General features: G+C 38.2%; 20 protein-coding genes, 1 pseudogene and 2 riboswitches. Of the genes and pseudogenes, 14 read left to right on the plus strand and 7 right to left on the minus strand.

Annotation, left to right across the window (positions count from 1 at the left end; all coding sequences use genetic code 11):
• The first annotated feature begins 241 nt into the window (after window positions 1–241).
• From B3D94_RS15265 to B3D94_RS15275, 3 genes are all read left to right on the plus strand, one after another.
• On the plus strand, window positions 242–1,279 hold the full coding sequence (locus B3D94_RS15265) for a beta-propeller fold lactonase family protein (RefSeq protein WP_349679802.1): 1,038 nt from the start codon (window positions 242–244) through the stop codon (window positions 1,277–1,279).
• Between the two features lie 285 nt (window positions 1,280–1,564).
• A complete protein-coding gene (locus B3D94_RS15270) occupies window positions 1,565–2,521 on the plus strand; it encodes a VanW family protein (RefSeq protein ID WP_291760595.1) in 957 nt (318 codons plus the stop codon).
• A 99-nt stretch (window positions 2,522–2,620) separates the two neighbouring features.
• Entirely contained in the window at window positions 2,621–3,445 is an 825-nt protein-coding gene (locus B3D94_RS15275) for a methyl-accepting chemotaxis protein (RefSeq protein WP_291758143.1), read from the plus strand.
• Window positions 3,446–3,488: 43 nt separating this feature from the next.
• Here the strand turns inward: B3D94_RS15275 and B3D94_RS15280 are convergent, their stop codons facing one another.
• The 3 genes from B3D94_RS15280 to B3D94_RS15290 all read right to left on the minus strand — a co-directional run bounded on the left by B3D94_RS15280 (window position 3,489) and on the right by B3D94_RS15290 (window position 6,263).
• Entirely contained in the window at window positions 3,489–4,106 is a 618-nt protein-coding gene (locus B3D94_RS15280; RefSeq protein ID WP_069480715.1) for an HAD-IA family hydrolase, read from the minus strand.
• Between the two features lie 268 nt (window positions 4,107–4,374).
• Window positions 4,375–5,142, minus strand: a complete 768-nt coding sequence (locus B3D94_RS15285; protein ID WP_069480716.1) for a YibE/F family protein — start codon at window positions 5,140–5,142, stop codon at window positions 4,375–4,377.
• Entirely contained in the window at window positions 5,139–6,263 is a 1,125-nt protein-coding gene (locus B3D94_RS15290) for a YibE/F family protein (protein WP_291758146.1), read from the minus strand. The genes B3D94_RS15285 and B3D94_RS15290 overlap by 4 nt, the downstream gene beginning before the upstream one ends.
• 609 nt (window positions 6,264–6,872) lie before the next feature.
• On the opposite strand from B3D94_RS15290, the gene B3D94_RS15295 reads away from it, so the two are divergent.
• The 5 genes and pseudogenes from B3D94_RS15295 (at window position 6,873) to B3D94_RS15315 (ending at window position 12,546) form a co-directional block, all read left to right on the plus strand.
• A complete protein-coding gene (locus B3D94_RS15295) occupies window positions 6,873–8,498 on the plus strand; it encodes an ABC-F family ATP-binding cassette domain-containing protein (RefSeq protein ID WP_291758147.1) in 1,626 nt (541 codons plus the stop codon).
• Between the two features lie 112 nt (window positions 8,499–8,610).
• A riboswitch (FMN riboswitch) is annotated at window positions 8,611–8,736 on the plus strand.
• A 118-nt stretch (window positions 8,737–8,854) separates the two neighbouring features.
• A riboswitch (FMN riboswitch) is annotated at window positions 8,855–8,980 on the plus strand.
• Window positions 8,981–9,163: 183 nt separating this feature from the next.
• Window positions 9,164–9,802, plus strand: coding sequence for a riboflavin synthase (ribE, locus tag B3D94_RS15300; protein WP_291758149.1), 639 nt, complete (start codon window positions 9,164–9,166; stop codon window positions 9,800–9,802).
• 27 nt (window positions 9,803–9,829) lie between these two features.
• Window positions 9,830–10,420: pseudogene (ribB, locus tag B3D94_RS15305) on the plus strand (3,4-dihydroxy-2-butanone-4-phosphate synthase); the annotation flags it as partial.
• A gap of 44 nt (window positions 10,421–10,464) precedes the next feature.
• Window positions 10,465–10,932 carry a 6,7-dimethyl-8-ribityllumazine synthase gene (gene ribE / locus B3D94_RS15310; RefSeq protein WP_008176574.1) on the plus strand — a complete coding sequence of 156 codons (468 nt, stop codon included), beginning with the start codon at window positions 10,465–10,467 and terminating at the stop codon, window positions 10,930–10,932.
• A gap of 150 nt (window positions 10,933–11,082) precedes the next feature.
• On the plus strand, window positions 11,083–12,546 hold the full coding sequence (locus tag B3D94_RS15315; RefSeq protein ID WP_291758154.1) for a spore germination protein: 1,464 nt from the start codon (window positions 11,083–11,085) through the stop codon (window positions 12,544–12,546).
• Window positions 12,547–12,807: 261 nt separating this feature from the next.
• Here B3D94_RS15315 and B3D94_RS15320 read toward each other — a convergent pair whose 3' ends face one another.
• Window positions 12,808–14,115, minus strand: a complete 1,308-nt coding sequence (locus B3D94_RS15320) for an ATP-binding protein (RefSeq protein ID WP_069480721.1) — start codon at window positions 14,113–14,115, stop codon at window positions 12,808–12,810.
• 481 nt (window positions 14,116–14,596) lie between these two features.
• Here B3D94_RS15320 and B3D94_RS15325 point away from each other — a divergent pair, with 481 nt between their 5' ends.
• The 5 genes from B3D94_RS15325 to B3D94_RS15345 all read left to right on the plus strand — a co-directional run bounded on the left by B3D94_RS15325 (window position 14,597) and on the right by B3D94_RS15345 (window position 17,766).
• Window positions 14,597–15,145, plus strand: a complete 549-nt coding sequence (locus B3D94_RS15325; protein WP_291758157.1) for a histidine phosphatase family protein — start codon at window positions 14,597–14,599, stop codon at window positions 15,143–15,145.
• Window positions 15,146–15,157: 12 nt separating this feature from the next.
• A complete protein-coding gene (locus B3D94_RS15330) occupies window positions 15,158–16,003 on the plus strand; it encodes a GNAT family N-acetyltransferase (protein WP_291758159.1) in 846 nt (281 codons plus the stop codon).
• Between the two features lie 70 nt (window positions 16,004–16,073).
• Window positions 16,074–16,295 (plus strand): DUF2829 domain-containing protein, encoded by a 222-nt coding sequence (locus B3D94_RS15335; RefSeq protein WP_069480724.1) that lies wholly within the window; start codon window positions 16,074–16,076, stop codon window positions 16,293–16,295.
• A gap of 56 nt (window positions 16,296–16,351) precedes the next feature.
• Entirely contained in the window at window positions 16,352–17,107 is a 756-nt protein-coding gene (locus tag B3D94_RS15340) for a 3-oxoacyl-ACP reductase (protein ID WP_069480725.1), read from the plus strand.
• Between the two features lie 149 nt (window positions 17,108–17,256).
• Window positions 17,257–17,766: a QueT transporter family protein gene (locus B3D94_RS15345; protein ID WP_291758162.1), complete on the plus strand. Its 510-nt coding sequence runs from the start codon at window positions 17,257–17,259 to the stop codon at window positions 17,764–17,766.
• Window positions 17,767–17,840: 74 nt separating this feature from the next.
• Here the strand turns inward: B3D94_RS15345 and B3D94_RS15350 are convergent, their stop codons facing one another.
• From B3D94_RS15350 to B3D94_RS15360, 3 genes are all read right to left on the minus strand, one after another.
• Complete coding sequence (locus B3D94_RS15350) at window positions 17,841–20,948, minus strand: copper amine oxidase N-terminal domain-containing protein (RefSeq protein ID WP_291758164.1); 3,108 nt, start codon at window positions 20,946–20,948, stop codon at window positions 17,841–17,843.
• Window positions 20,949–21,279: 331 nt separating this feature from the next.
• On the minus strand, window positions 21,280–22,623 hold the full coding sequence (locus B3D94_RS15355) for a TldD/PmbA family protein (protein ID WP_069480727.1): 1,344 nt from the start codon (window positions 22,621–22,623) through the stop codon (window positions 21,280–21,282).
• A gap of 3 nt (window positions 22,624–22,626) precedes the next feature.
• Complete coding sequence (locus tag B3D94_RS15360; RefSeq protein WP_291758166.1) at window positions 22,627–24,015, minus strand: TldD/PmbA family protein; 1,389 nt, start codon at window positions 24,013–24,015, stop codon at window positions 22,627–22,629.
• Between the two features lie 176 nt (window positions 24,016–24,191).
• Between B3D94_RS15360 and B3D94_RS15365 the strand changes: the two genes are divergently transcribed.
• On the plus strand, window positions 24,192–24,416 hold the full coding sequence (locus B3D94_RS15365; protein WP_069480729.1) for a transcriptional regulator SplA domain-containing protein: 225 nt from the start codon (window positions 24,192–24,194) through the stop codon (window positions 24,414–24,416).
• Window positions 24,417–24,418 lie beyond the last annotated feature (2 nt).

Consider the following 24,418-nt stretch of genomic DNA (forward strand, 5'->3'; position numbering starts at 1 on the left):
GTAATGGTAATGGACATTCAAAACTGAGTCCATCGTTCTCCTCTTTTTCATGATCCATTTCAACGGTGTAGAGCCTACCTGCCCTCACGCAAAAAACTAGTGGATAAATAATTTAAAGGAGCTGGGCAACTCATGTAAACAACTAATCAACACATTTCACACTAGTTAGATTAGGTGAATGTACAAGAAACCCAATTTTGTGGGCATATAGTAGCCATATATGTCTGGGAGGTTGTTCAGTGTGGGAAAAGAACAAAAAATTTTTAGGATCAAGTTTAAATCAAATCCAGGTTGTCATTGCCATTGCTGCGGTTTTTGTTGCCCTTGTCGTTGTAAACACCCATTTTTACCAGTACCACCGACTTGTAACTATCTCGTCTATGTAACAGACGCTGGACAGTTAGCAACTCCTGATAACAGAGTATCAGTGATCGATACAGCAACCAATACGATAGTCGCTTCCATTCCAGTAGGAACGGCTCCACTAGAAATAGCGATTACACCAAATGGTGCGTTTGGTTATGTGCCAGCACTCTTCTCCGATAATGTAACTGTATTTGATACTGCGACAAATATGGTAGTCGCTACGATTCCGGTAGGAAATGAGCCTCTTGGTATAGCGATTTCACCAAATGGTGCCCTTGCGTATGTCTCAAATCACGGAATAGGTGCTAACTCTGTATCCGTCATAGATACTGCGACAAATACTGTCACGGCTACTATTCCAGTAGGGCTTCAACCTCAAGGCATTGCTTTTACGCCGAATAGTGCGTTTGCTTACGTGGCAAATGAAAATTCAGGGAATGTATCGGTTATAAATACAGCAACCAATATGGTGGTGGCTACGATCCCTGTTGGAATCCGCCCAAGGTCAATTGTCTTCACACCAAATGGACAATTTGCTTATGTTACAAATGAAAATAGCAATAATGTATCTATCATTAATGTTGCAACAAATACAGTAGTGGGTACAATTCCTGTAGGAACAGGACCTGTAGGAACAGCTATTACACCTGATGGAACACTTTTGTACATCGTCAATAAAGGTAGTGATACCGTATCTGTCATCAGTACAGCGACAAATATGGTGATTGCTACAATTCCTGTTGGATCTTCACCTGACCAAGTAACGATCTTGCCGAATGGCACTTTTGCATATGTCACAAATCAAACAGACAATACAGTATCTGTCATCGATATAGCAACAAATATGGTAGTGGATGTAATCCCAGGGTTTAATGGCCCGACTGGTATAGATACAGGGGTAATCTGTCTATAAATTGAGTGTTAAAAAGAAAGAGATAAACAGGGGTAGCGGCCGTTTGCATATCACATGTCTTAGTGCCAAGCTATCCCAACTTTACATAATAAAAAAACTACCTTATTAACTGTAAGCTTCCATAGTAAGTAAATTCGGAATGTTCATTTTGTCGACAAACAAATAAATATCTACAAAAATCACACACTATAAGCAATTGATGAATAAGATGTCTCTGTAGTATGACCATAGAGGTAGGTGTATATGTTGAAAAGGAAGTTAGTTTCCGCATTTTGCGTTTTATGTATGGTGGGACTAGTAGGTTGTCAAAAAAATTTGAACAACGACCAAAGTCTAGAGCAAGAAAATCAACCATTAAAACAGCCAATCGAAGAAATGAAAAAGCCAGTTAGCTATGAGCAAGTTCCACAAATTGGGCCGGCTCTTGTAGAGATTGTAGATCCTAGGACAAAGGCGATTATTGAAACCATTTCACCAAAGGATAGTGGCTATGAGACTAATATACATGTCTATCAGCAGCACATCGAGCAGTTAGCAAAGGAATTAGCACGAGGGACAGATGAGATGGAAGGCTATGACCAGAGAATGATGCTCGATCGATTGGATGAAGAAGGTAAAGTAATCAAGGGAAGGCCACAAATGATTTTAAAAGAAAGCGAATTAGTGGAGAGAATTCTGGAAGCCTCTGCGGCTGGTGGTCAAGTAGAAGTACCTCTTTATTTAACGCAAAGTGGGTATTCATTTGAGGACATTCCTTATTTAGAGGAAGTCGTTGTGGCATCCTATACGACGTATTTTAATAGCACTGATGTGGGAAGAAATAAAAATATTGAACTTTCTGCCGAGGCCATTAATAATGTCATCGTTGGTAGTGGAGATCATTTTTCATTTAATACGATGGTCGGACCTCGTGATGAAGCAAATGGCTATCAGCCTGCACCAGAAATTATAAATAAGAAAGTGGTAATGGGGATTGGTGGGGGTATTTGTCAAACTTCTTCGACCCTCTTTAATGCAGTGGATCAGCTACAAGTCAAGTATGTAGAACGTCACCATCATTCTCTAGATATTGGATATGTGCCAAAAGGAAGGGATGCGACGGTTTCCTATGGAAGCTTGGATTTCAGGTTTCAGAACACTAGTGATGTCCCATTTTTAATTCAAACTACCTATGGAAAAGATTTTTTGACGATCGAAATACGAACTGCTGAAAAATATGTAGAAATATTGACAAAGGGTTAATGCTGCGAAAAGACACCATAAGACGTTGGTGTCTTTTTATAAGTGTCATGATATAGTTAAAATTGAATATATAGTAAACATTTGGGAGGGGGATAGATAATGCATCCAAAACTACTGGCCGTCATAGAGACGATGGATTTATATCAGGCAACATACCCAGAGGATGCTTGTGTCATAGTGGCAGACACTGAAAAAGTACTTGCCTATAAACCGGGGAAGCATATTGACTTAAAAGTAGGTGTAGGTGAACCTGTACATAAATATCGGGGAACAGCAACGGAAGTCGCGTTGAGTTCAGGTCGATTCGTTAAAGAGGAACGAGGAGCAGAGGGGTTTGGTATGGCGTATATCGCCTCGGCACAGCCTATTTTTGATGGAGGTCAGATCATCGGTGTATTAAGTGCCATCATTTCTAATGAAAAAATGGATCGTATGCGTCTATTGGCGACGGATCTTTCGAGTGCGGTTGAAGAAATGACTGCCACAAATGAAGAATTGGCTACAGCCAGTATAGATGTTTCCAATCGTTTAGGGGAATTATCAAATTTCTCAGAATCAATGGCAGGCGATATTGAACAAATTAATGTAATTGTTCAATTAGTAAAAGATTTAGCGATGAAATCTAAAATTCTTGGCTTGAATGCATCCATCGAGGCGGCTCGTTCTGGTGAGCATGGTCTTGGTTTTGCAGTTGTCGCAACTGAAATACAAAAAATGTCCCAAAGCAGTACAGAAAGTGCGAATAGTATTACGAAACAATTAGAAAGCATTAAACAATCGATTGATCAGGTGAATGTTTCCGCAAATCAAGTTGCTGCCTTTACCCAGCAATTTGCAATAAGTATGCATGAATTAAGCGATGCATATAAAGGGGTAAACCATACTGCTGAAAAGCTAATGCATATTAGCGAAATCAAAGTTTAAACATATAAAGGATAATAGCCGATAAAGGGCTATTATCCTCCTATTAAATAATCTCTAAAATTTCCTCAGGTGTCGCTACCTTGTATTCTGGCTCTTCATTTTGTATGACTTCAATTGCGTCATAGCCCCATTCTACCCATATAATAGGTACCCCTGCTTTTTTACACGCCACAATATCCCTTTGTTCATCCCCTATATATATTACTTCAGATGATGAAACACTCGATTCCTTTAAAAACTTTTTCATGACTTTATCCTTGCCAAAAATACGATTGGAGCAAAGGACATCTGCAATACAGTCAATGCCATTCATTTTGAGAAATTCTAAAATATTGTCCTTCGAATTAGAAGAGATAATCAAAATCTTATAACCTCTTTTATCAATTTCTAGCAATACTTCTTTCATCCCTTCAAAAAGATGAACATCGTTTAATGATTGGCGATATAACTTGTAAAATTGCGGTAAAATCATAGGCAATTTATACATCGGGAAATCAAATAATTTACTACGTTCTGAAATCGATAATTTTTTTAATGTATCAATTTCCTTTAATTCAATCCCTTTAAATTTATATTTTTGTGCTAACGTATTCCATGCTGATGCAAACACGGCGGTTGAATCTGCAAGTGTTCCATCAAAATCAAAAATTATATGCTTCATTGCAAACTTTCTCCTTTATTATCTAATTGTATTGACGTTTTATGCAAAAAATGTTACATGGAATGGGCGTTTGATTGGGGCATGAAATATGGAACAACAATCCTATTAAAAGTTCTGTATTCATTATATGGTAAATATTATCAGAAAATACGGCATTTGCAATGGAAATCATGCAACAAAATAGGGCGTCTCAAAAATCATTTGAGACACCCAGTAAGCTACAGCCCAGGCCCTCTGACGAAAGATAGGTCTGGTATCTATGTGAGTGCTATTCTGTTTTTTCTCGTGTTTTAACTAAATAATATGCATTGACGGAGGATGCGATAGGAATAATGAGGGCAATGCCGATGCCTGCGCAAAAAATCGTCATCATTTCTGCACTAAATACTTTGGAATTGACGATTTCGCCAATTGAATAAGAGAGATCCTTAAACCATATGAGTAAACTTAAATAGCCACCAAAGAAAGCAAAAAATAAAGTATTTGTATCGGTTCCTAAAATGTCTCTTCCAATATTTAATCCAGAGGTAAACAGTGACTTTCTACTAATCGAAGGATTATGATAAAAAATTTCATGCATCGAAGTCGCGATGGAAATGGCAACATCCATAATGGCACCAATCGTACTCATAATAATGACCGATGCACCAATCTGCACGAAATTCACACCAATATATAGGGAAAAAATACTTATTTCCTCCGTTGATTCTTCGCCAAAACCTTGAATCATCGATTTTTTCGTTACTAACGTAATAAAAAACAATAAAACAACGATCGTCACCATTGTGGAAATAAACGCTGTAATGGTTTTACTATTTGTTTTATTAATATAAAACAAACTAATGCAACTGATGACAGTGCACGCAATAAACGTCAGGATGATAGGGCTGTTTTTAGGGTTTGTCATCAGAAAAATAGTCACAAATAGCACGCCGAAATTTAAAAATAAAGAAAGAAACGAGCGTAGTCCTTGCTTTCCTCCAACTACCACCATTAATAAACATAAAATGCCTGCCAATACAACGATGACATTCATGCCTTCACCCTCTTTCGATTAATGAAAAAAATAGCGGTATATTGACTAATAGGTATGGTGAGGACTACTCCAATACCCCCTGCAAGGGCACGAGCTAGCTCTAAAGAAAGGTTCAAGGATAGTGTCAGTCCTAATGTAGAGGAATTTTTCAAATAGAGTATGACCATTGGTATGGAGCCACAAATATAGGCGAAAAATAATATGCTTGTAATGGTACCCATAATGTCTTTTCCAATCTCATGACCGGATGCCTTTAAAGCTTGTAAAGAAATACGAGAATCTTGTTCGTATAGGGCGAAAATAGAAGAAGACATCGTAATGGCGACATCCATAACAGCCCCAAGTGAACCAATAAATAAACCAGCTATAAAGACGGTTCGGTAGGGACGTGTTAAAAATTGCATTTCCTCATAGCGTAGACCGTTTTCCCCTGTTAACCACATCACAGCTGTGCTAATTATGAGGGCTATCATTGTCCCTAAAAGTGTAGATATAATCGCTGCATATGTTTTCGTCTTCAAACCACTAATCAGTAACAACGAAATAATGGTAAATAATAGGACACAAACCCCACTTATGAATAATAAATTGAGGCTGCCATGCTTTACGTAAAGATCTAATGCAAATGTTAAAATGCAGGCATTTACGACTAAGCTAATAATGGCAAATAAACCTTGTCGTTTACCGATGATAAGTAGCGCAAAGATAAAAATCCAAGCGATCATCATAATTGTTTGATCTCGTTTCAAATCGAGAATAGAGCCCGTTAACTCTGATTTTGTTGAATGTTCATCTATGGCGACAAAGATTTCATTGCCGACATGGTATTCCTGATCAAAGGCTCCGGATGATGAATAGTCATTCGTCAAATCAATTATTTGTCCTTTGTGCTGCCCATTTTTAAGCACAGCTTTAATTTGCTGTGTATACAACATATCGTCATTATCATACATATCTGTTATTGGCTCAGAATCTGCCACTTTGACTTTTAGAATTTCAGCAATGGGTCGATCATAAAATTGTTCATTATGATGAACGAAAAAAATGGAAAGGGCACAGCTAAGTAATAACAAGGCGTAGAAAATACGTTGTTTATACGTTATGTTTCTTAAATATTGCAATGGAATGACCTCCAAACTAGTGGACTGAATAGTCACTTGTACAGGAACGATTTTAAGAATAGTAAGTTCCAATATATTCTCAAGTTTAACGATAGGAATGATATATTCCAAGGCATTTATACTATAAAAATGCGGCAGGACATTTGTATTCTAAAAAAAAATATGATAGATTAATTGGTATTATAAATTCGAAGGGAGGGCGAAGTAATTGGAAACTGTTTGTGCGAAAGGTTTAACTGAATCAGAGGTAAAATCTTACAATCTTTGTGGGGATTTGCTGGCTAAGGGAGAAGTGTGCCCTTTTTTAAGCAAATTTCATATCGATACAGATTCCGGTGCTTTTTGCCTTCTTTATTTCTAACAGATTGATGCCCAATTAAATGGGATGAATAGATTGCTAGACGCCGGTACGTAACGGCGTTTTTTTGTTTAATTGTAAAATTTAACATGCCCTATTGATTATAGGGATGTTTGTAAGGTGCCGTTTATGACGGCGCCTTTTTTTGTGTTTGAAAGGAGTGAAAAGTGATGTGTAACCTTATATGTCCATTTATTTCTTGAGCAATTAGCTTAGTAGTAATGGATAAAATAAATAAGGAGATTGAAAAAATGATACTTCAATTAAATGGAATTAGTAAGAGCTACTTGGGAGATCCGATTCTTTCAAAGATATCAATGAAATTGGAACGTGGCGATCGGATTGGACTTATAGGTGTAAATGGAGCAGGAAAATCAACACTACTAAAGATCATTACAGGGGATCTTTCTTATGATGAAGGCGACATTTTTATAGGGAAGGGAATTAAACTAGGTTATTTGCGACAAGATAGTGGGTTACAGCCAGACCATACGATTTGGACAGAAATGCTTGGCGCATTTACTGAGCTTCAAGAGGCTGAAAAGGAACTTCGAGAGCTGGAAATGCAGATGGGTGAGCCTTCCTGCATAAATGACCCTGAAAAGCTGGAACAAGTTATGAAGAAATATGCGAGCAAATCAGATTGGTTTTCACAGCAAGGTGGCTATGATGTCGAGGCAAAAATAAATAGTATGTTAAATGGAATGGGCTTTGGGAGTACGCCGACAAACACACTTGTCGCATCATTAAGTGGCGGACAGAAAACTAGACTGGCACTTGCTAAAATTTTATTAGAGCAGCCGGATTTGTTGCTGTTAGATGAACCGACTAACCATTTAGATTTTGCGACTTTAAACTGGCTTGAAAGCTATTTACGTGGCTATCAGGGGGCTATTCTTGTTATTTCTCATGATCGTTATTTTTTAGATGCCCTTGTCAATGAAATTTATGAGATTGAACGTACCCATGGAACAAAATACAGCGGTAACTACTCTAAGTATGTGGAAAGCAAGGCGAAAAATCGCGAATTAATGGAAAAGAAATATACAATGCAGCAGCAGCAAATCGTCAAAATGGAGAATTATATTGAGCGGAATATTGCGATGGCTACTTCCTCAAAAAGCGCCAAGAATAAAAGGAAGCAGCTTGAACGAATAAGTCGTCTTGAAAAGCCTCGCAAGGATCTAAAACACGCACAAATGGCATTTGCTACAGATAAGAAATCACATAAAGAAGTGTTGAAGGTAAAAGATGTAGTGCTCTCCTATCAGCTAGAAGATAGCAGGAAAACATTAGTGCAAGATATTGAGTTTTCCTTGTATAGAGGCGATCGGGTTGCATTAGTAGGTCCCAATGGTGTTGGGAAATCAACCCTATTAAAGGCGTTATTACATGAATTGACACCGGACCGTGGCGTTATCGCATGGGGGAATGGTGTGACAATAGGCTATTATGATCAGGAGCAAGAGACATTACATCCTAATAATACGGTATTACAAGAGGTTTGGAGTACTTTCCCTTCAATGGAAGAGGCAAAAATACGATCAGTACTCGGTAATTTTTTATTTACGAAAGAGGATGTATTTAAAAAGATAGCCTCCCTTAGCGGTGGGGAAAAAGCACGTGTAGCATTAGCAAAGCTTATTTTGCAAAAAGCCAATGTACTTATAATGGACGAGCCGACCAATCATCTTGATTTATTGAGCAAGGAAGTATTGGAGGAGGCGCTATTGCAGTTTGATGGCACCTTATTATACATTTCTCATGATCGTTATTTTCTTAATAAGCTAGCCAATAAATTGCTTGAATTATCACCAACTGGGATGACGGCCTTTTCGGGAAATTATGATGATTATGTGCAAAAAATAAGCCATTAAAGGATTTAGGGGCCACCTCTATAGCAAGAGGTGGCCCCTTTTTTTAAAAATTACAGACAGAAGTATAGATAATATAATTAAATAGTGTTATCGTAAGAACTAGCTAAATAAAATGATCCTTCGGGGTAGGGTGAAATTCCCAATCGGCGGTGATGAAGTCATTCAAAGTCCGTGAGCGCAAGCTGATTTGGTGCAAATCCAAAACCGACAGTAATAGTCTGGATGGGAGAAGGGTATAAGTGCGAGCTTTTTAAATTCAATGTAATTTAGAAGGTCTATTTGACTATGCATTTATGACACTGCTTCCCGCGAATATGTTGGGAAGTTTTTTTATTTAGCCAATCAATTGAATAGAAGATGTTCTTCGGGGTAGGGTGAAATTCCCAATCGGCGGTGATGAAGAAATTCAAAGTCCGTGAGCGCAAGCTGATTTGGTGCAAATCCAAAACCGACAGTGATAGTCTGGATGGGAGAAGAACAAATAAGATCATAGTCTATGGAAAAAATGAATATCCAAGTAGGCTTATTTATTGATGTCTTATACTCCCAAAACCCCTTTGTCAAAGGGGTTTTTCGTTTTATATAAGCTTTAGAAGGGAGACGGATAGAAACCCAAAAGCGATGGATAGAAGCTACGAAAGATCAGTGTGAAAGTAGGTGAAGAAATGTTTACAGGTATTGTAGAGGATATTGGCACTATTAAAGCCTTGCAAAGCAATAAGAACAGTATGAAAATTACGGTTCAATCATCTAAAGTTGCTGAAGATGTAGGGTTAGGGGACAGTATAGCAGTCAATGGTGTTTGTTTAACGGTGACCCATTTTACGGATGAAGAGCTTACGATGGATGTTATGCCTGAAACCGTCAAAGCTACAAATTTACATCAGCTGACAATAGGTGATCGGGTTAATTTGGAGCGTGCCATGCCTGCTAACGGGCGATTTGGGGGGCATTTTGTTGCTGGTCATATAGATGGCATTGGGAAGATTTTACGAAAGCGTCCAGTGGCCAACGCGGTTTATATTGATATCGAATTGTCTGAGGAACTAACAAGCTTCTGTATTCCAAAAGGCTCCATAACGATTGATGGCACAAGCTTAACAATCTTTCAGGTTGAAACGAATCAAGTCACTATTTCACTGATTCCTCATACTTATAAGGAAACGATTTTAGGTATGAAAAAAATGGGCGCATTCGTCAATATTGAAACAGATTTAGTCGGTAAATATATTTTAAACGTCTTGAAAGATGGGCAAGGCAAGTCAATGATAACAAGAGATTATTTGGCACGACACGGTTTTTAAGATCACATAATGAGGAGATGAAAAATAGTGCTACATGCAATTGAAGATGCCATAGAGGATTTAAAACAAGGGAAAGTGATCGTCGTAGTGGATGATGAAGATCGGGAAAATGAGGGGGATCTTCTGGCGCTTGCTGAATTTATCACTCCGGAAACGATAAACTTTATGGCGACTTATGGAAAAGGTCTAATTTGTACACCGATTTCGCAGGAGCTAGCATATAAATTAGATCTGCACCCAATGGTTCAGCATAATACGGATAACCATCAAACTTCATTTACCGTAAGTATCGACCATATGGACACAACAACGGGGATTAGTGCCTTTGAGCGAGCTTTCACCATACAAAAGATGCTGGAGTCTCAGGCAAAAAAAACTGATTTTCGTCGACCAGGACACATTTTTCCACTAATCGCAAAGGATAATGGTGTCTTAGAGCGAAGAGGCCATACGGAGGCGAGCATTGATTTAGCCAAGCTTTGTCACAGTATTCCTGCTGGAGTAATTTGTGAAATTATGGGAGACGATGGTCACATGATGCGCTTTGATGAATTGACAAAGTATGCAGCACATCATGGATTAAAAATGATTTCTATTGAGGCGTTAGCCGCTTATCGTAGTCAATCATTTACAACAAACTAAAAACGAAGGAGATATAAAAAATGGGTCAAACGTTTGAAGCACAATTAATTGGGACGGATTTAAAAATTGCAGTAGTCGTAGGTCGATTCAATGAGTTTATTACAAGTAAATTATTAGATGGTGCAATGGATGGGTTAAAACGACACGGTGTAGATGAAGCTTCCATTGATGTTGCATGGGTGCCAGGAGCTTTTGAGGTGCCTTTCATTGCGAAACAATTAGCAGAGACAAAGAAATATGACGCCATTATTGGTTTAGGTACTGTTATTCGTGGTTCTACGACACATTATGACTATGTATGTAATGAGTCTGCCAAAGGTATTGCGAATGTTTCCTTAACAACCAATGTGCCAGTTATTTTCGGTATTGTTACAACAGAAAATATTGAACAGGCGATTGAGCGTGCGGGAACAAAATCGGGTAATAAAGGCTATGACTCCGCGATCTCGGCAATTGAGATGGCTAATCTACAAAAAATGATTGGCTAAAGACATCCTGAATAGATTATAACAGTATTTGTTTCTTGAATAATTTTTATGTCCATGGGAAAAATATGCCTAAGTATATTTATTACATGTCGAAGTTTTCATAAATGTACTAAACTTGAGCAGGCTCAGTAGGAGATGAGAAGTATTTCAATGGAACAAATGATGAATTTGAAAATGTTGAAATCACTATTTCAACGCTCTGCTGATGTGATATTCCAACAGTATAAATTTCAGCAACATACGGTCCATATGATAACCTGTGATGCCATGATAGACGAAGAACTCCTTCAAACAGTTGTGGTCGAACGTGTCCAATCCTTATTTAATAGTGGTTCTGATGAGACGTTAGAGGAGCTAATTGAACAGCATCTTCACGTTCCCTATTTACAAAAGGTCACTAAAAAGGAGGATATGATTACAAGAGTCTACAAGGGCCATGTCTTATTATATTTTGAGGAAGATCACTTGATTTATTCCAGTGATATTTCAAATAGACCTAATCGTGAGCCGGGGGAAACAACGCTTGAGCTAGTTGTAAAGGGACCAAGAGATGATTTTATTGAAGATATATTTATTAATATTGCTTTATTAAGAAAACGTTTACCTACAAATTCATTTAGTGTAGAAACATTAGAAATCGGTCAACGCTCTAAAACAACAGTAGCCGTTTTATATATGGAAGACATTGTGAATTTGAATATGCTAGAACAAATCCGATTACAATTACAAAAAATTGATACAGATATTGTCGTCAATGGTGATTTGCTAATGGAGGCAATTGAACAAACGGCAAAAGTTCTCCCTAGACACGATTATACGGGAAGACCAGATTTTGCTCTTCAAGCATTAATGAGGGGACGAATATTAATAATGATCGATGGCGTTTCCTATGCCATGATTATTCCCGCTAATATTATGCTGCTCTTTAAAACATCTGAGGACAATGAATATCCGATCATTGTCAGTTCAATGGAACGGGTGCTCCGAATATTTGGGATACTGATCAGTATGTTACTTCCTGGTTTTTGGCTAGCCGTAACAACTTATCATCAAGAGCAGCTCCCATATCTTCTACTTGCGACAGTGGTTGAATCTAGAACGGGATTACCATTTCCGACGATACTAGAAATAATGATGATGCTATTTATGTTTGAAATGTTCCGCGAGGCAAACTTACGCTTGCCTAGTGCCATCAGTGGCTCAATCAGTGTTGTTGGAGGGTTAATTATTGGAGATGCTGCGATTAAAGCTGGTGTGACAAGCCCTTCGATGATTGTTATCATTGCAATTTCAAGCATTGCTGCATTTACACTGGTCAATCAAGCCTTTGTGACCGCAATGAGTATTTTTCGGTTAATCATCATTTTATTTTCAGCCTTTTTGGGTCTATTTGGATTTTTTATTTCAGTATTTTTCATTATCATTTATGCAGCAAATATGCGTGTCCTAGGTGTGCCCTATATTAATTTTAGTGCAGATTTCGAAAAGGGTAATATTGGAAAATCTTTACTACGTTTATCGCCGAAGGGCTATAGTCTACGTCCTTCCTTCCTAAAACCACAGGACAGGACAAGAACTGCTAATAATAAATCAAAAAAAGATCAGGGTGTATGACCATTACCAGACATCAGACTGTAGACAAGCTCAAAAAAATTAGAGATTGTCTACAGTCTTTTTTACATTAAATTGCCACTATGGGAGGGGAGCTGTTTCTCTCCTTTTTCCGTAGGAGCTGTTACCCCTAGTACCAATCAACTTTTAAGAAACCTTAGGCTGAACTTCTATTTCTACGCATGTGAAAGAGAAGAAGAACAACAAACGCCATTGAGAGTTATCTTCTCAATGGCGTTTGTATCAAGCTCTCTACATTTTGTGCTATTTAAAAGGAATATGGACGATGGCAGTCGTTTCAAGGTGTTTCGATGATTCAATCGAAATATCTCCATGATATTTATGGACAATTTCTTTCACAATAAATAGTCCTTGCCCTCGAATTTTACCATTTTCATGCTTTTTCGTAGAGAATCCTTGTTTAAAGATTTGGTTTGCGTCTACAATATTCGGTCCTGTATTGGTAATTTTAAATTCATATTGTCCTTCATCAGCTCGACAACAAATCATAATTTTACGTTGCCCCTCAGGCAATTCATTCGCAGCATCAATCGCATTGTCAATTAAGTTCGATAGAATCTTGATTAAATCGGTCGTTTTAATTTTATTAAAATCGCCCTGAGAGATGGTAAAATCCATATCAATATTATGATTCTGTGCTGTTAGCTTTTTCGTTTGTAATAATATGGATAAACCTGGATGGTCAATATTTAATTTTAATGATTTAATCGCTTGTACTTCTTTAGATAGTGATGCTAAATATTGTTTTGCTTGATCTGTTTTTTCTAACTGTAAAAGGCCATGTAAAACTTGGATATGGTTCGTGAAATCATGACGTAACGATGACACCGAAGTAATCAACGTTTTGATCTCTGCTTGGTAAGTGTCTTCTGTAGCTCCTACTTCCTTCGCTACCTCTTTTTGGTACCATCTTTGTAAAAATAAAAAAGAACCAGCAACAATTAAAATAAATACACCATTGAAAATAAAAATAAATAGGTTATCTTCAATTACTTTGCCTTTAATACCATTCAGTGTATCTGCACTTATATCAATGCCTAGGTAACCAATTATTTTGCCTGTATCATCTTTAATTGGCGCACCAACAGATAAATAAGAACCATGGACTGAATCATGGATTACCTCTGTGACATAGGTTTCACCATGATAGGCTTTTTCTACTTGTTTAGCTGGAACAGTACAAACCTCACCTATTTCAAATCCTTTTTTTAGTTCACTTGGCATGCCCATCACCATTGCTTTTGAAACTTTTGGATTATCCACCTGTAATGTATAAACAAATAATGCACCTAGCTTTACCCTTGCATCATTTAAGTAACTTCTTACTTCCCAATAATAATCATTCTTTTGCGGATTATTCAAAAATTGCTGATAAGCAATTGTATCGATAGAAGAAGCAATGGAATTAGCAGCCTCAAGACTTTGATTAGCAATTGATTCTTCAACGGTCTTTTTAATTTTTACATAGGAGGTAATGATGTTTAAACTTGTAAACAAACATAATAAAATTGTGGATAGAATTAATATAAGCTTTATTTTTCGATTTTTCATATTACTCGGGACTTCCTCATCTATTAATATTCTAGAATATTAATTAACTCTATTTTTTGTTTGTAAACCAAACAATGCTTGTTTATCCTACATAAATTAAAACACAAAATCAATATGACTTTAAAATTACACACCGTAAACACTAGTTTAATAATCCTTTACAAGAAAGTAAACTAAAAAGGTGAAACAGCACATTTTATGTCTCATTTCCTATACTCGTGGAAAATTCAAAAATTTTCTAAAACAAAGGTCACATAAAAAAGAATAGGTGCCAGTCATATATAATTTTTTCGACAAATTTGTAGATAAAGTACTGTATATAAAAGTTGAGGGGAACGAGGAGCAGCGACTCATGCGGAAATCGATAGTTTCATTATTTCTATATAGAGGAAAAAATCTCTCTGAAAAATAGGGAGCTTTTTTCTATTTGGAAGACATACATTACAAAGAATAAAGTGATAAAATGAAGGGGATGAAAGAATTGGAAAAGGATCTCCTGAAATTATTAAAAGAGGGAGGACTTATTTTATATGCAAGACATGGGACTGCAACAGTTGGTGTAGATCAAGCTAATGGTCTATTTCAAAGTTGTCAGTATCAAAGAAATTTATCAGAACAAGGCCGTCATGAGGCTATTTATTATGGCCAAATGTTACGTTATTGGCAAATTCCCATCCTTGCGCCTATCATAGCAAGTCCTTTCTGTCGAACGATTGAAACAGCTCTGTTGGCTTTTCCAAATGTTCAAGTACAGATTGACCCTTTTTTGTTTGAGATCTTTATGTTAGGTGGAAATCTTTCGAATGTTCAACAAAATACAATTTTAATGGCTTTTCAATCTATGTTGGAAATGAAACCTCCAGAGGGAATCAATAGAGTAATGATTGGTCATAGTTTTCCAGAAAATGTGGGACTAGGGGATATCTCGAATATGGGCACGGTTGTTGTAAAACCTAAAGGCTTAGGTCAAGGATATGAAGTTTTGGGGAAACTGACATTAGAAGATTTAGCAAAATTAGATTCCATTTGAGGTGAGGAAACGATGAATATTAAAACAGTTTCGCAATGTACATTAGAGGAAGTATTACGGGCGTGGAACAAAGGCTTTGAAGGATACTTTGTGCCAATCCACATGACAGCAGAGATGTTTTTACAGCGGCTTGTTGGGGAAGGATTGTCAGCTGAGCACTCCATTGTCGCTTTTGACCATAATGAACCAATTGGTATTGTCGTGAACGGTTTTCGTCACATGGATGGCAAGAAAATAGCTTGGAATGGGGGAACGGGTATTTCGCCTAATTATCGTGGGAAAGGCATTTCACGATTATTAATGGAGGAAACTCTAGCTATTTATGAACGAGAAAATGTTGAAATTGCCACACTGGAAGCAATAAAGGAAAATTCGGTAGCGATTGCTTTGTATGAAAAATATGGCTATGTTATAACTGATCAACTTCAGTTTTTAAGTGGGGAATATGAGGTGAAGGTAGAACATACATCAGCTATTCGAGTAGAAATAATTCGCCCAGAGCAATTACCTCATGTGCCGATTTATCAGGAAGATATTCCTTGGCAATGTAGCTGGCATAGCGTTAAGCAGGGAGAGGCTAGGGTTTTCTATAACGAAGCAAATGATGTGCTGGGCTATATGTTATATAAAACAGCATGGGATAAACAGGGTGAGTTGGAGCGGGTCATTCTTTATCAATTGGAAGTAGTAGAAGAGAGTAATATCCAATTACTGCCGCGCTTCTTAGCCAGTGTGACAGCTCATAAGGTGAATATAACAGCCGTTAATTTCTTAGCTAGCAATCCAGCCACGAGCTATTTAGTGGAAAATGGACTAAAGGTGACGACAGAGCAGGTACAGATGAAAAAGCAATGCTAACCATAGTTGTCAACCTAACTAAAATCCAGTATACTAATGCGATAATGGATGGGAATAGAGGATGAAAGACATGACATTTGAAGAAATATTACCACGTTTAAAAGCAGGAGATAAAGGTATTCGTGAAGGTTGGGGCGGTGCTGAACTATATGTGAAGCTAGTTGGTCAAAGCCAACACGATGGAGAGACTTTAAACCCTTATTTTTTGATTAATGTACGCGGAGAAGGCTACACAATGTTCACGCCTACAGTATGTGATTTATTAGCAGAAGATTGGATTATCGTTGAATAATAATAGGAGAAGTCATCTCAATTTTGAGGTGGCTTCTTTTTGTAAGGAGACTTGCTATGAAGTTCGAAGAATATAAAAATAAAACTGTTTTCATTACAGGGGCAGCATCAGGTATTGGATATGCTCAAGCACTTGGATTTTTAGAAAATGGCGCGTATGTATTTGGTTTTGATATAGAGGTACGAGGGTTAGTCCAATTACAGCAGCAATATCCGGAGCATTTTGCCTATATGGTAGGAAGTGTTTGTAGCCAACAAGATGTGGAACAGTCGTACGAAGCTGCTATTTCTTCATTTACACAAATTGATATTTTATGTAATACAGCAGGTATTTTAGATGGCTTTGCAAAAACGCTTGATACGGACGAGGCACTGTGGGATAAAATTATGAACACCAATGTCAAAGGAACGTTTTTTGTGACAAATAGAATCTTGCCTCATATGGTTGCACGAGGAGCTGGTACGATTGTCAATATGGCTTCGATTGCTGGGCTTGTTGCTGGTGGTGGAGGAGCAGCCTACACAGCTTCTAAGCATGCCATTGTTGGCTACACGAAGCAGCTAGCTTTAGATTACTGTAGAGCGGGAATACGGGCAAATGCAATTGCTCCTGGAGCCATTCAAACTCCTATGAATCAGGCAGATTTTGAAGGAGATGGGGAAATGGCGAACTGGGTGGCAGAGGAAACGCCAGCTGGTCGCTGGGCACAACCTCAAGAGGTGGCAAATCTAACCTTATTTTTAGCAAGCTCAGCAGCAGATTATATGCATGGTACTGTCTTGCCGATCGATGGCGGCTGGTTGACCAAGTAGCATTGTTCATTCAGATATTCTTCTGCTATAATACGCAAGTAAGTAAAATTGCTTGCACTACGGCACTTCAGATAGGGCGCTAAGCTCTCTTCCTTTGGTCGTAGTTATTACTAAAATAGCGATTAGCTATTTTACAAAGGAGAATAAAATTGAATACTTCGACTGTAAAAGATTCAAGTCGTATGTCAGTAAGTGAACTGACAAAGACGGCACTTGTTGCAGCTCTCTATGTTGCTGTAACGGTTTTATTGTCAGTCATTAGCTTTGGCGCTGTTCAGCTACGTTTGTCAGAAATGTTTAATTATCTGGCATTGTACAATAAGCGCTATGTAGTAGCAGTGACGTTAGGCGTTATACTTGCAAATTTCATGTCGCCCACATGGATAGTAGATGTGCCGATTGGTGGGATTGCCACCTTCCTAGTCTTATTACTTTGTAGGAGTATTACAAAGCATATCGCCCATGACATTGGAAAAATGGTTGTGACAGCACTAATATTTGCTGTATCTATGTTTACGGTTGCTGGGCAATTAACCATTCTTTATGACCTCCCTTTTTGGGCTACATGGTTCACAGTGGGGATTGGAGAATTATTGTCTATGACTGTTGGTGGACTGACAGTTTACTTATTAAATAAAAAAATAGATTTGTCTAAATAATTGAATGATCCTTGCATTATCCATACAGCAAAAAGGGACTCCCATTGGGAGTCCCTTCTATATAAACTATTTGTTTATTGGTTAACTGGAGCTTCTTTTGACGTCTCACCATTAGTATTATCAGGCTTTGCCAGAAGCAGCACTGAATTAATGGACGTATTTGATAGTATATAATTTCCTTTTACTACAGCTAAAACCTTAGCCACATATTCTGTGGAAGTCGTGAGTGGTTTACCAAATGCATCCGAATCTATGTTTAGACTTTGACTCACATTGGAGAGACCATTCTGATAAATTCTTGTACTATTAGTATTGTTCATGGCATCACTTTCTTTGAAACTATCTGCTTCATTTTTAGGTAACATAAACACTCTATATTCCGTTACATTTTGTCCGTTTTTGACATCGAAGCTAACTGTAATATCGGAATACTTATTTTTGTCCCCTTGAACACTCAATTGCACTTTCTCTATCGTTACAGGTGCTAAACGCTCCACTAAAGTAATAGAAGAAGAAGGGTTGGATAAGTTATATATTGCCTTGGAATTTCCATTACCTACGGACAAGATATACACACGATATTCTTCACCATTTGTGATAAGTCTTCCATCTGTATCTCTACTCCCAGTTCCCAAACTCATACTATATTGGCCTTTATTTATATCTGTATAATTAGTGACTTTACTAGCTGCGTTCACATCAAAGCCATTTGCTTTTGATGCAGGTACGACAAGAATGCGGTAACTAGCTATATTTGATTCATCAGAAGGCTTCGTGAACGATATTTGTAAATCTCGACCATCTCCATAATCACCGATATCGCTTACAGTAATATTACTTACCGCCTGAACCCCTTTACTCTTACTAAGTGTAATCACAGGCGAAGCAGAGGACAGGGCATAGGTATTTGGAGTATTTCCATTGGATACAGTCAGTACATAGACGCGATAGCTAGTTCCTTCTGTAACATAATTACCACGCACATCCCTAATCCCATCCAACGTTCTAGTTGTAGCAATATTCCCACCTTTGTTTTCTGTGATGTAATAAGTACTACTATTGGCTTGTGAAAGATTAAAGCTACTGTAGTAGGCTGTCGGTACGATTAGAATTCGATAATGATTGACATTTGATTCTTCAAAAGGCTTCGTAAATGTTACTTGCACATCACGGCCATCTCCATTGTCATCTATATCTGCAACATTCAGATTGGTTACAGCTTGCACATTAAAGTTCTTAGTTAGCGTCATTGTAGATGTCGGCACAGATAGTGCATTGTTTCCAACGGAGCTTCCATTCACTACAGTTAAAACATAAATTTGGTAGCTAGTGCCTTCTTTAATTGCATTTCCGCGCACATCTCGAGCATTTTCAGCTAACGCCTGCTCATACGTGGATTTTCCAGATGTGTAGACAGTCGTGTAATTGTTGCTAGAAACATTATTTGCTTCCGTTAGACTAAAATTAGTGTAATTTGATGTTGGTACAACTAAAATCCGATAATGACTAATTTTTGACTCGTCTACAGCTTTATTGAAAGAAACAAAGAGGTCACGCCCGTTACCATAATCACTTATATCGCTAACATTGAGATTCGTTACTGCACCCAAATTGCTGCTAAATAGCGAAATCGGATTGGAGACAGGAGACAACACGTTATTCGCAGAGTTATTGGTTACGGCCATAACGAATACACGATAGCTAACTCCATTCTGAATGGCATACCCGTCAGTATCTCTTGCTCCAGAAGAAAGCACCTGTGTAATATTGTAGCCTGTCTTGTTCACTTGTGTGTAATAAGTGTTACCTAAACTATTCGCCTTCGACAATGTAAAGTCCGAATAGTTACTAGCTCTTACAACAAAAATTCGGTAAGCGCCGATAGTAGATTCATCGGACACTTTATTGAAGCTAACACTCAGGTCGCGTCCATCCCCAAAGTCATTCACATCATTCACTTGTGTAATAACCGGAGTAGACATTGTATTTTGGCCTAGTGTTACTGATGATGAGCCAGACGACAGCTTGTTTCCTACTGAATTCGAATTACTTACAGACAGAACGACCGCTGTATAAGGTACGTTATTTTTAATGAGATCACCAGAAGTATCACGTGCTGTGGAAGACAATGTTCCTGTCAAAATACTGCTGTTACTTCCCGATTTATTCACTGTTGTATAGTAGCTGCTTGATAGACTATTGGCAGTAGTGAGATTAAAATTGCTAGCATCCTTGGTCTTTACGATAAACACACGATAATTGGCAATATTGTTATCATTTTGCGGACGAGTGAAGCTAACAGAGACATCGCGTCCATCACCAAAATCGTTAATATCGCTAATCTTCACACTTGTTACCTCTGTTACTGAAGACAAATTGGTTAAGGTAATCTTTGGAGAAGAACTCGATAAAACGCTAGAATAAGAACCTTTCCCAACAGCAAGTATACGAACCACATATGGCTGATCATTTCTAATATAGTCTCCGTCCACATCTCTTGAATTCTGCGATAATGTGACAGCAAGGTTTGAACTTGAAGTAGATACCACTGAATAATTAGAAGGAGAGACTTTCAAGGCAGATGCCAAATTGAAGCTTTTTGAAGCCTTCAAAACCATAACCCGATAATGATCGACGTATGATTCTGTAGACGATCTAGAAAAGCTAACCTCCATGTCACGCCCATCTCCCTGATCATTGACATCTCGAGCGGACACATTACTCGGAGGAGAAATACTGATATTGCTTGGAGTGTCAGATTTAATCGTTACGGTCTGCTTTCTTGAGTTCCAGTCAACATCCTGACCAAGCGCTTCACTAACGAAGCGGACAGGTACCATTGTTCTGCCTCTTAATATTTGGGCAGGTACATCAAGCGAAACTGTCTGGCCATTAATAGTAGCTGTCTTCGATTTCATCTTGAGAACTACTGTTGTATCTCCTTTAATCCCTGTTACTGTTTGACTCCTTGAATCCCAATTTACATTGGCACCCAATGCCTCAAAGATTGCTCGAAGTGGCAGCATAACACGCCCTTGAATCATCGCTGGCGGCTGATCGGTCTTCAATTGAACCCCGTCCACAGTAATTGTGATGGCTTTTGCCGCTTGTGCGGTTGCCGGCTGCAGCAATAGCGGTACAATAAGCATTGCTGCAAAAAATAAAGTCCATATTTTTTTCATAAATTCCACCCTTCTTCATGCCATATGACTGACGCAGCATGACAACTAATTTAACGTATCAAAGGGTTAAAAGTTTCACCATTTTACCTATAAAAGAAAATTTAACCATTATTGGCTGTCTCACAGTATTTCCTGGTTTATTTATCATATAAGCAGTAAGAGAATTTCAAGGTGGGAAGAGGTAGGAGGATCAGCTAAAATAGAGGATTACATTGACTTTCTAAAACAAAGAAGGCAACTCTCTTACCCATAGTCAGTTCCACAGAATCAGAGGTTGGTGACTATAGATAAAAGAATTGCCGAGAAAATTAGAATGGCTTACTTTTCGGTTTTATTCCACTGTTACTGATAGTTCCTTTACAAGTAAAGATGAGGAGCCATATCCTTTTGGCAGGAAGTAAAGCTCAGAGCTGGTTTCTTTGATATCATGTAGGAACTCGAAAAAATTACCAGCTATTGTCATTTGCTTAACAGGGGAGGCAATTTTACCGTTTTCAATATGAAATCCTTTTGCAGCAACTGAAAAATCACCTGTAACCGTATTCGTACCAGAGTGAAGACCAGACAATTGAGTAATAAATACACCATTACTAACTGAGTGAATTAACCTGTCTAGCGTTTTCTCACCAGATGAAATATATAAAATTTGGGGCGCAATCGTTAAGGCTCCCTTGTAGGAATCTTTATGGGCATGCCCGGTTGTTTCACAGTTATCTTTTTTAGCCGTTTTTCTATTATGCAGAAGTGTTTGGAGTGTACCTTCTAAAATAATTTCCTGCTCTTTTGTTGCAACACCCTCACCATCAAAGCTTGCTCCAGACAATGCGGCGGGATGGAATGGAGTACTCAGCAATGTAACGGCTCCTGATGCCACTTTTTGCCCGACTTTTCCTTTTAGTAGAGATTGATCTTTTTGTGCATTTTCAGCTGACAGTATCGGCATAAACGTTTCTAATAATGAGGCTGATGCATCAGAGCGAAGAATGATTGGATATTTTCCACCCGGAATCGACTTTTCACCTAAATTTGCAAGAGCTTCCTCAGCTGCTTCCTTTGCAATAGCATCAGCCTGCAGAGAATGAAAATCACGTGTCATTTTCAAATAATGGCCTGTTTTCATTTCTTCACCTTCTTTTACAACTGTGGAGAGGAAAATCACGAAGCCGTTCTCCTTATGTGTTAAGGCAAGATTTTTGCTATTCACTAATGAGCGTTCAGCTGTATATTCTTGCAGGAAACAATAATCAAGAGCAATAATGCGTGAATCGTATGCACGAATCTTTTCCTCGATGGAACGAAGAAGCTCTATTTTTTCTGGAATTCCGATAGTCTCTAATTCTTCATTGTAATATTCATAAGATGGGTATTCAGAGCTGCCATCAAAAATAGCTATGCCTTCATCCTCATCAAGTATGTTTGCGTTTGCTTTTGCGCTATTAATTAAAAAGGGAATTGAATCATCGTCTAGCTTTTCCGTATAGGAATAGCCCATTTTTCCGTTATAAAGTCCTCGTAGACTTAGACCTCCGTCCTCAGACGTTTCATAGCTATCAATCTCGCCCTTGTAGAGCATGCATCGGATCGATTTATTTTGTTCGTAATAAACCTCAGCTTCTATAAAACCAGCTTCTCGCGCCTTATCTAATAGTTTTTCCTGGTATTTAGCAATGTTCATCCATTATTCCCCCTTCGTTCCACCAACTGTTATTTCACTTACGCGAATCATTGGCTGACCTACATTGACAGGAAGACTCCCACTTAGAGAGCCACACATACCTGCTCCATGAGCGAGATTATTACCCACTCGATCAACGAGCTGCAATGTTTTTGCGCCATTTCCAATGAGTGTTGCGCCACGTACAGGGCGTTCGATTTTTCCGTCTTTGACGATATAGGCCTCCATTACCGCAAAATTATAATCACCAGTAGAAGGGGAAACCTGTCCACCTCCCATATACTTTGCGTAAATACCATACTCTGTCGATGCGATAATATCGGCTGGCGTAGATGTGCCTGGGGCGATATACGTATTTGTCATACGTGATGTAGGGTTAAATCGATAGGATTGTCGACGAGAAGAGCCTGTTGGCTGTGCACCCATACGGCGAGCATTAAATTTATCAATTAAGTATCCCTTTAAAATACCATTTTCAATTAAAATGTTCTTCCTAGTTTTTTCTCCCTCGTCATCAATATTTAATGAGCCCCACTCGTTCGGAAGTGTACCATCATCAATATATGTAACAATTTCAGGAGCGACTCTTTCACCGATACGGTTGGCGAACACGGAATTATTTTTGGCAACAGCAGTTGCTTCTAAGCCATGCCCACAAGCCTCATGGAAAATGACACCACCAAATTCATTATCAATAATGACAGGGAATTTACCACTTGGACATTCATCTGCATGAAGCATTGTGACCGCGATACGTGCAGCTTCACCTGCATAATGGTTTAGGTCTAGCTTTTCAATAAATTCAAAGCCTGCATGTGCACCTGGGCCATAGAAGCCCGTTTGTACTTCAGTACCTTCTGTAGCTGTCGCTTGCATACTAAGTCTACTGTGAACACGCGTATCCTCAACAAATTTACCCTCTGAATTTGCAATCAGTACATTTTGTTGTTCATCTAGATATCGAACTTTTACCTGGTGAATTCGGGGATCGTATTGTCTGGCAATAGAATCTGCTTGTCGCATGACAGCTGTTTTTCTTGCGTGCTCCACTGTTTGAGGCATGCGGAGAATTTGATGAATAGGAGTGATGATCTCTTTATGAAGAGGGTGAATGGTACCCGATTCACCGCCTTTGATGGCTAAGGCTGCACGCTCTGCCGCTGCAAGTAAACCTTCCTCAGAAAAATCATTGGTATACGTATAAATGCTTTGGAGTCCTGAAAAAATACGGATGCCAATTCCGAAATCTCGTCCACCAATACTTTGTTCAATCTTGCCGCTTTGTAAGACAAAGTCATTGACATATTTATCCTCTATAAAAATTTCTGAAAAATCCCCACCAGTTGCTAGCGCTGCTTCAAGGACATTTTCAATAATGGATTGTTTGATCATATATCTTCCTCCTTTTCTTGATTATACCAAATAGTTAAAAAATTCTGTATTATCCTATTTTCCTAGATTTGAAGATAGGGTCACATAAATTTATGTATATTACATAAAAAATTTTTTATGACATATTTCTCTAACCATTTCACCACACTAACAGAAAGACAGAGGAAGGTGAAAAGATGCAACAACCATATAATGTCGGAGATATCGTTTATATTTTTTATCGGAATCCTCATATTCAGGATGTAGCGAATATACAGGAAGCCGCGGTTGTTTATCATCCAGAGCAACCAGAAGAGCTAGCCGTATTTCTATTTGAAACCTATTACCCGATAACGCAAGACATGTTAATTTTTTCAAGCGAAATGGCGGCTGAGCAAGCCTACCATCAGTATTTTCAATGAGG

The sequence above is a fragment of the Lysinibacillus sp. UBA5990 genome (assembly GCF_002429815.1).
GTDB classification, from domain to species: domain Bacteria; phylum Bacillota; class Bacilli; order Bacillales_A; family Planococcaceae; genus Lysinibacillus; species Lysinibacillus fusiformis.

Coding starts and splice junctions, on each gene's coding strand:
- B3D94_RS15330 (WP_291758159.1), top strand. CDS start 15,158: ATGAATATTAAAACAGTTTCGCAATGTACATTAGAGGAAGTATTACGG.
- B3D94_RS15350 (WP_291758164.1), bottom strand. CDS start 20,948: ATGAAAAAAATATGGACTTTATTTTTTGCAGCAATGCTTATTGTACCG.
- B3D94_RS15340 (WP_069480725.1), top strand. CDS start 16,352: ATGAAGTTCGAAGAATATAAAAATAAAACTGTTTTCATTACAGGGGCA.
- B3D94_RS15275 (WP_291758143.1), top strand. CDS start 2,621: ATGCATCCAAAACTACTGGCCGTCATAGAGACGATGGATTTATATCAG.
- B3D94_RS15270 (WP_291760595.1), top strand. CDS start 1,565: ATGGTGGGACTAGTAGGTTGTCAAAAAAATTTGAACAACGACCAAAGT.
- ribE (WP_291758149.1), top strand. CDS start 9,164: ATGTTTACAGGTATTGTAGAGGATATTGGCACTATTAAAGCCTTGCAA.
- B3D94_RS15295 (WP_291758147.1), top strand. CDS start 6,873: ATGATACTTCAATTAAATGGAATTAGTAAGAGCTACTTGGGAGATCCG.
- B3D94_RS15360 (WP_291758166.1), bottom strand. CDS start 24,015: ATGATCAAACAATCCATTATTGAAAATGTCCTTGAAGCAGCGCTAGCA.
- B3D94_RS15285 (WP_069480716.1), bottom strand. CDS start 5,142: ATGAATGTCATCGTTGTATTGGCAGGCATTTTATGTTTATTAATGGTG.
- B3D94_RS15365 (WP_069480729.1), top strand. CDS start 24,192: ATGCAACAACCATATAATGTCGGAGATATCGTTTATATTTTTTATCGG.
- B3D94_RS15355 (WP_069480727.1), bottom strand. CDS start 22,623: ATGAACATTGCTAAATACCAGGAAAAACTATTAGATAAGGCGCGAGAA.
- B3D94_RS15280 (WP_069480715.1), bottom strand. CDS start 4,106: ATGAAGCATATAATTTTTGATTTTGATGGAACACTTGCAGATTCAACC.
- B3D94_RS15320 (WP_069480721.1), bottom strand. CDS start 14,115: ATGAAAAATCGAAAAATAAAGCTTATATTAATTCTATCCACAATTTTA.
- B3D94_RS15315 (WP_291758154.1), top strand. CDS start 11,083: ATGGAACAAATGATGAATTTGAAAATGTTGAAATCACTATTTCAACGC.
- ribE (WP_008176574.1), top strand. CDS start 10,465: ATGGGTCAAACGTTTGAAGCACAATTAATTGGGACGGATTTAAAAATT.
- B3D94_RS15335 (WP_069480724.1), top strand. CDS start 16,074: ATGACATTTGAAGAAATATTACCACGTTTAAAAGCAGGAGATAAAGGT.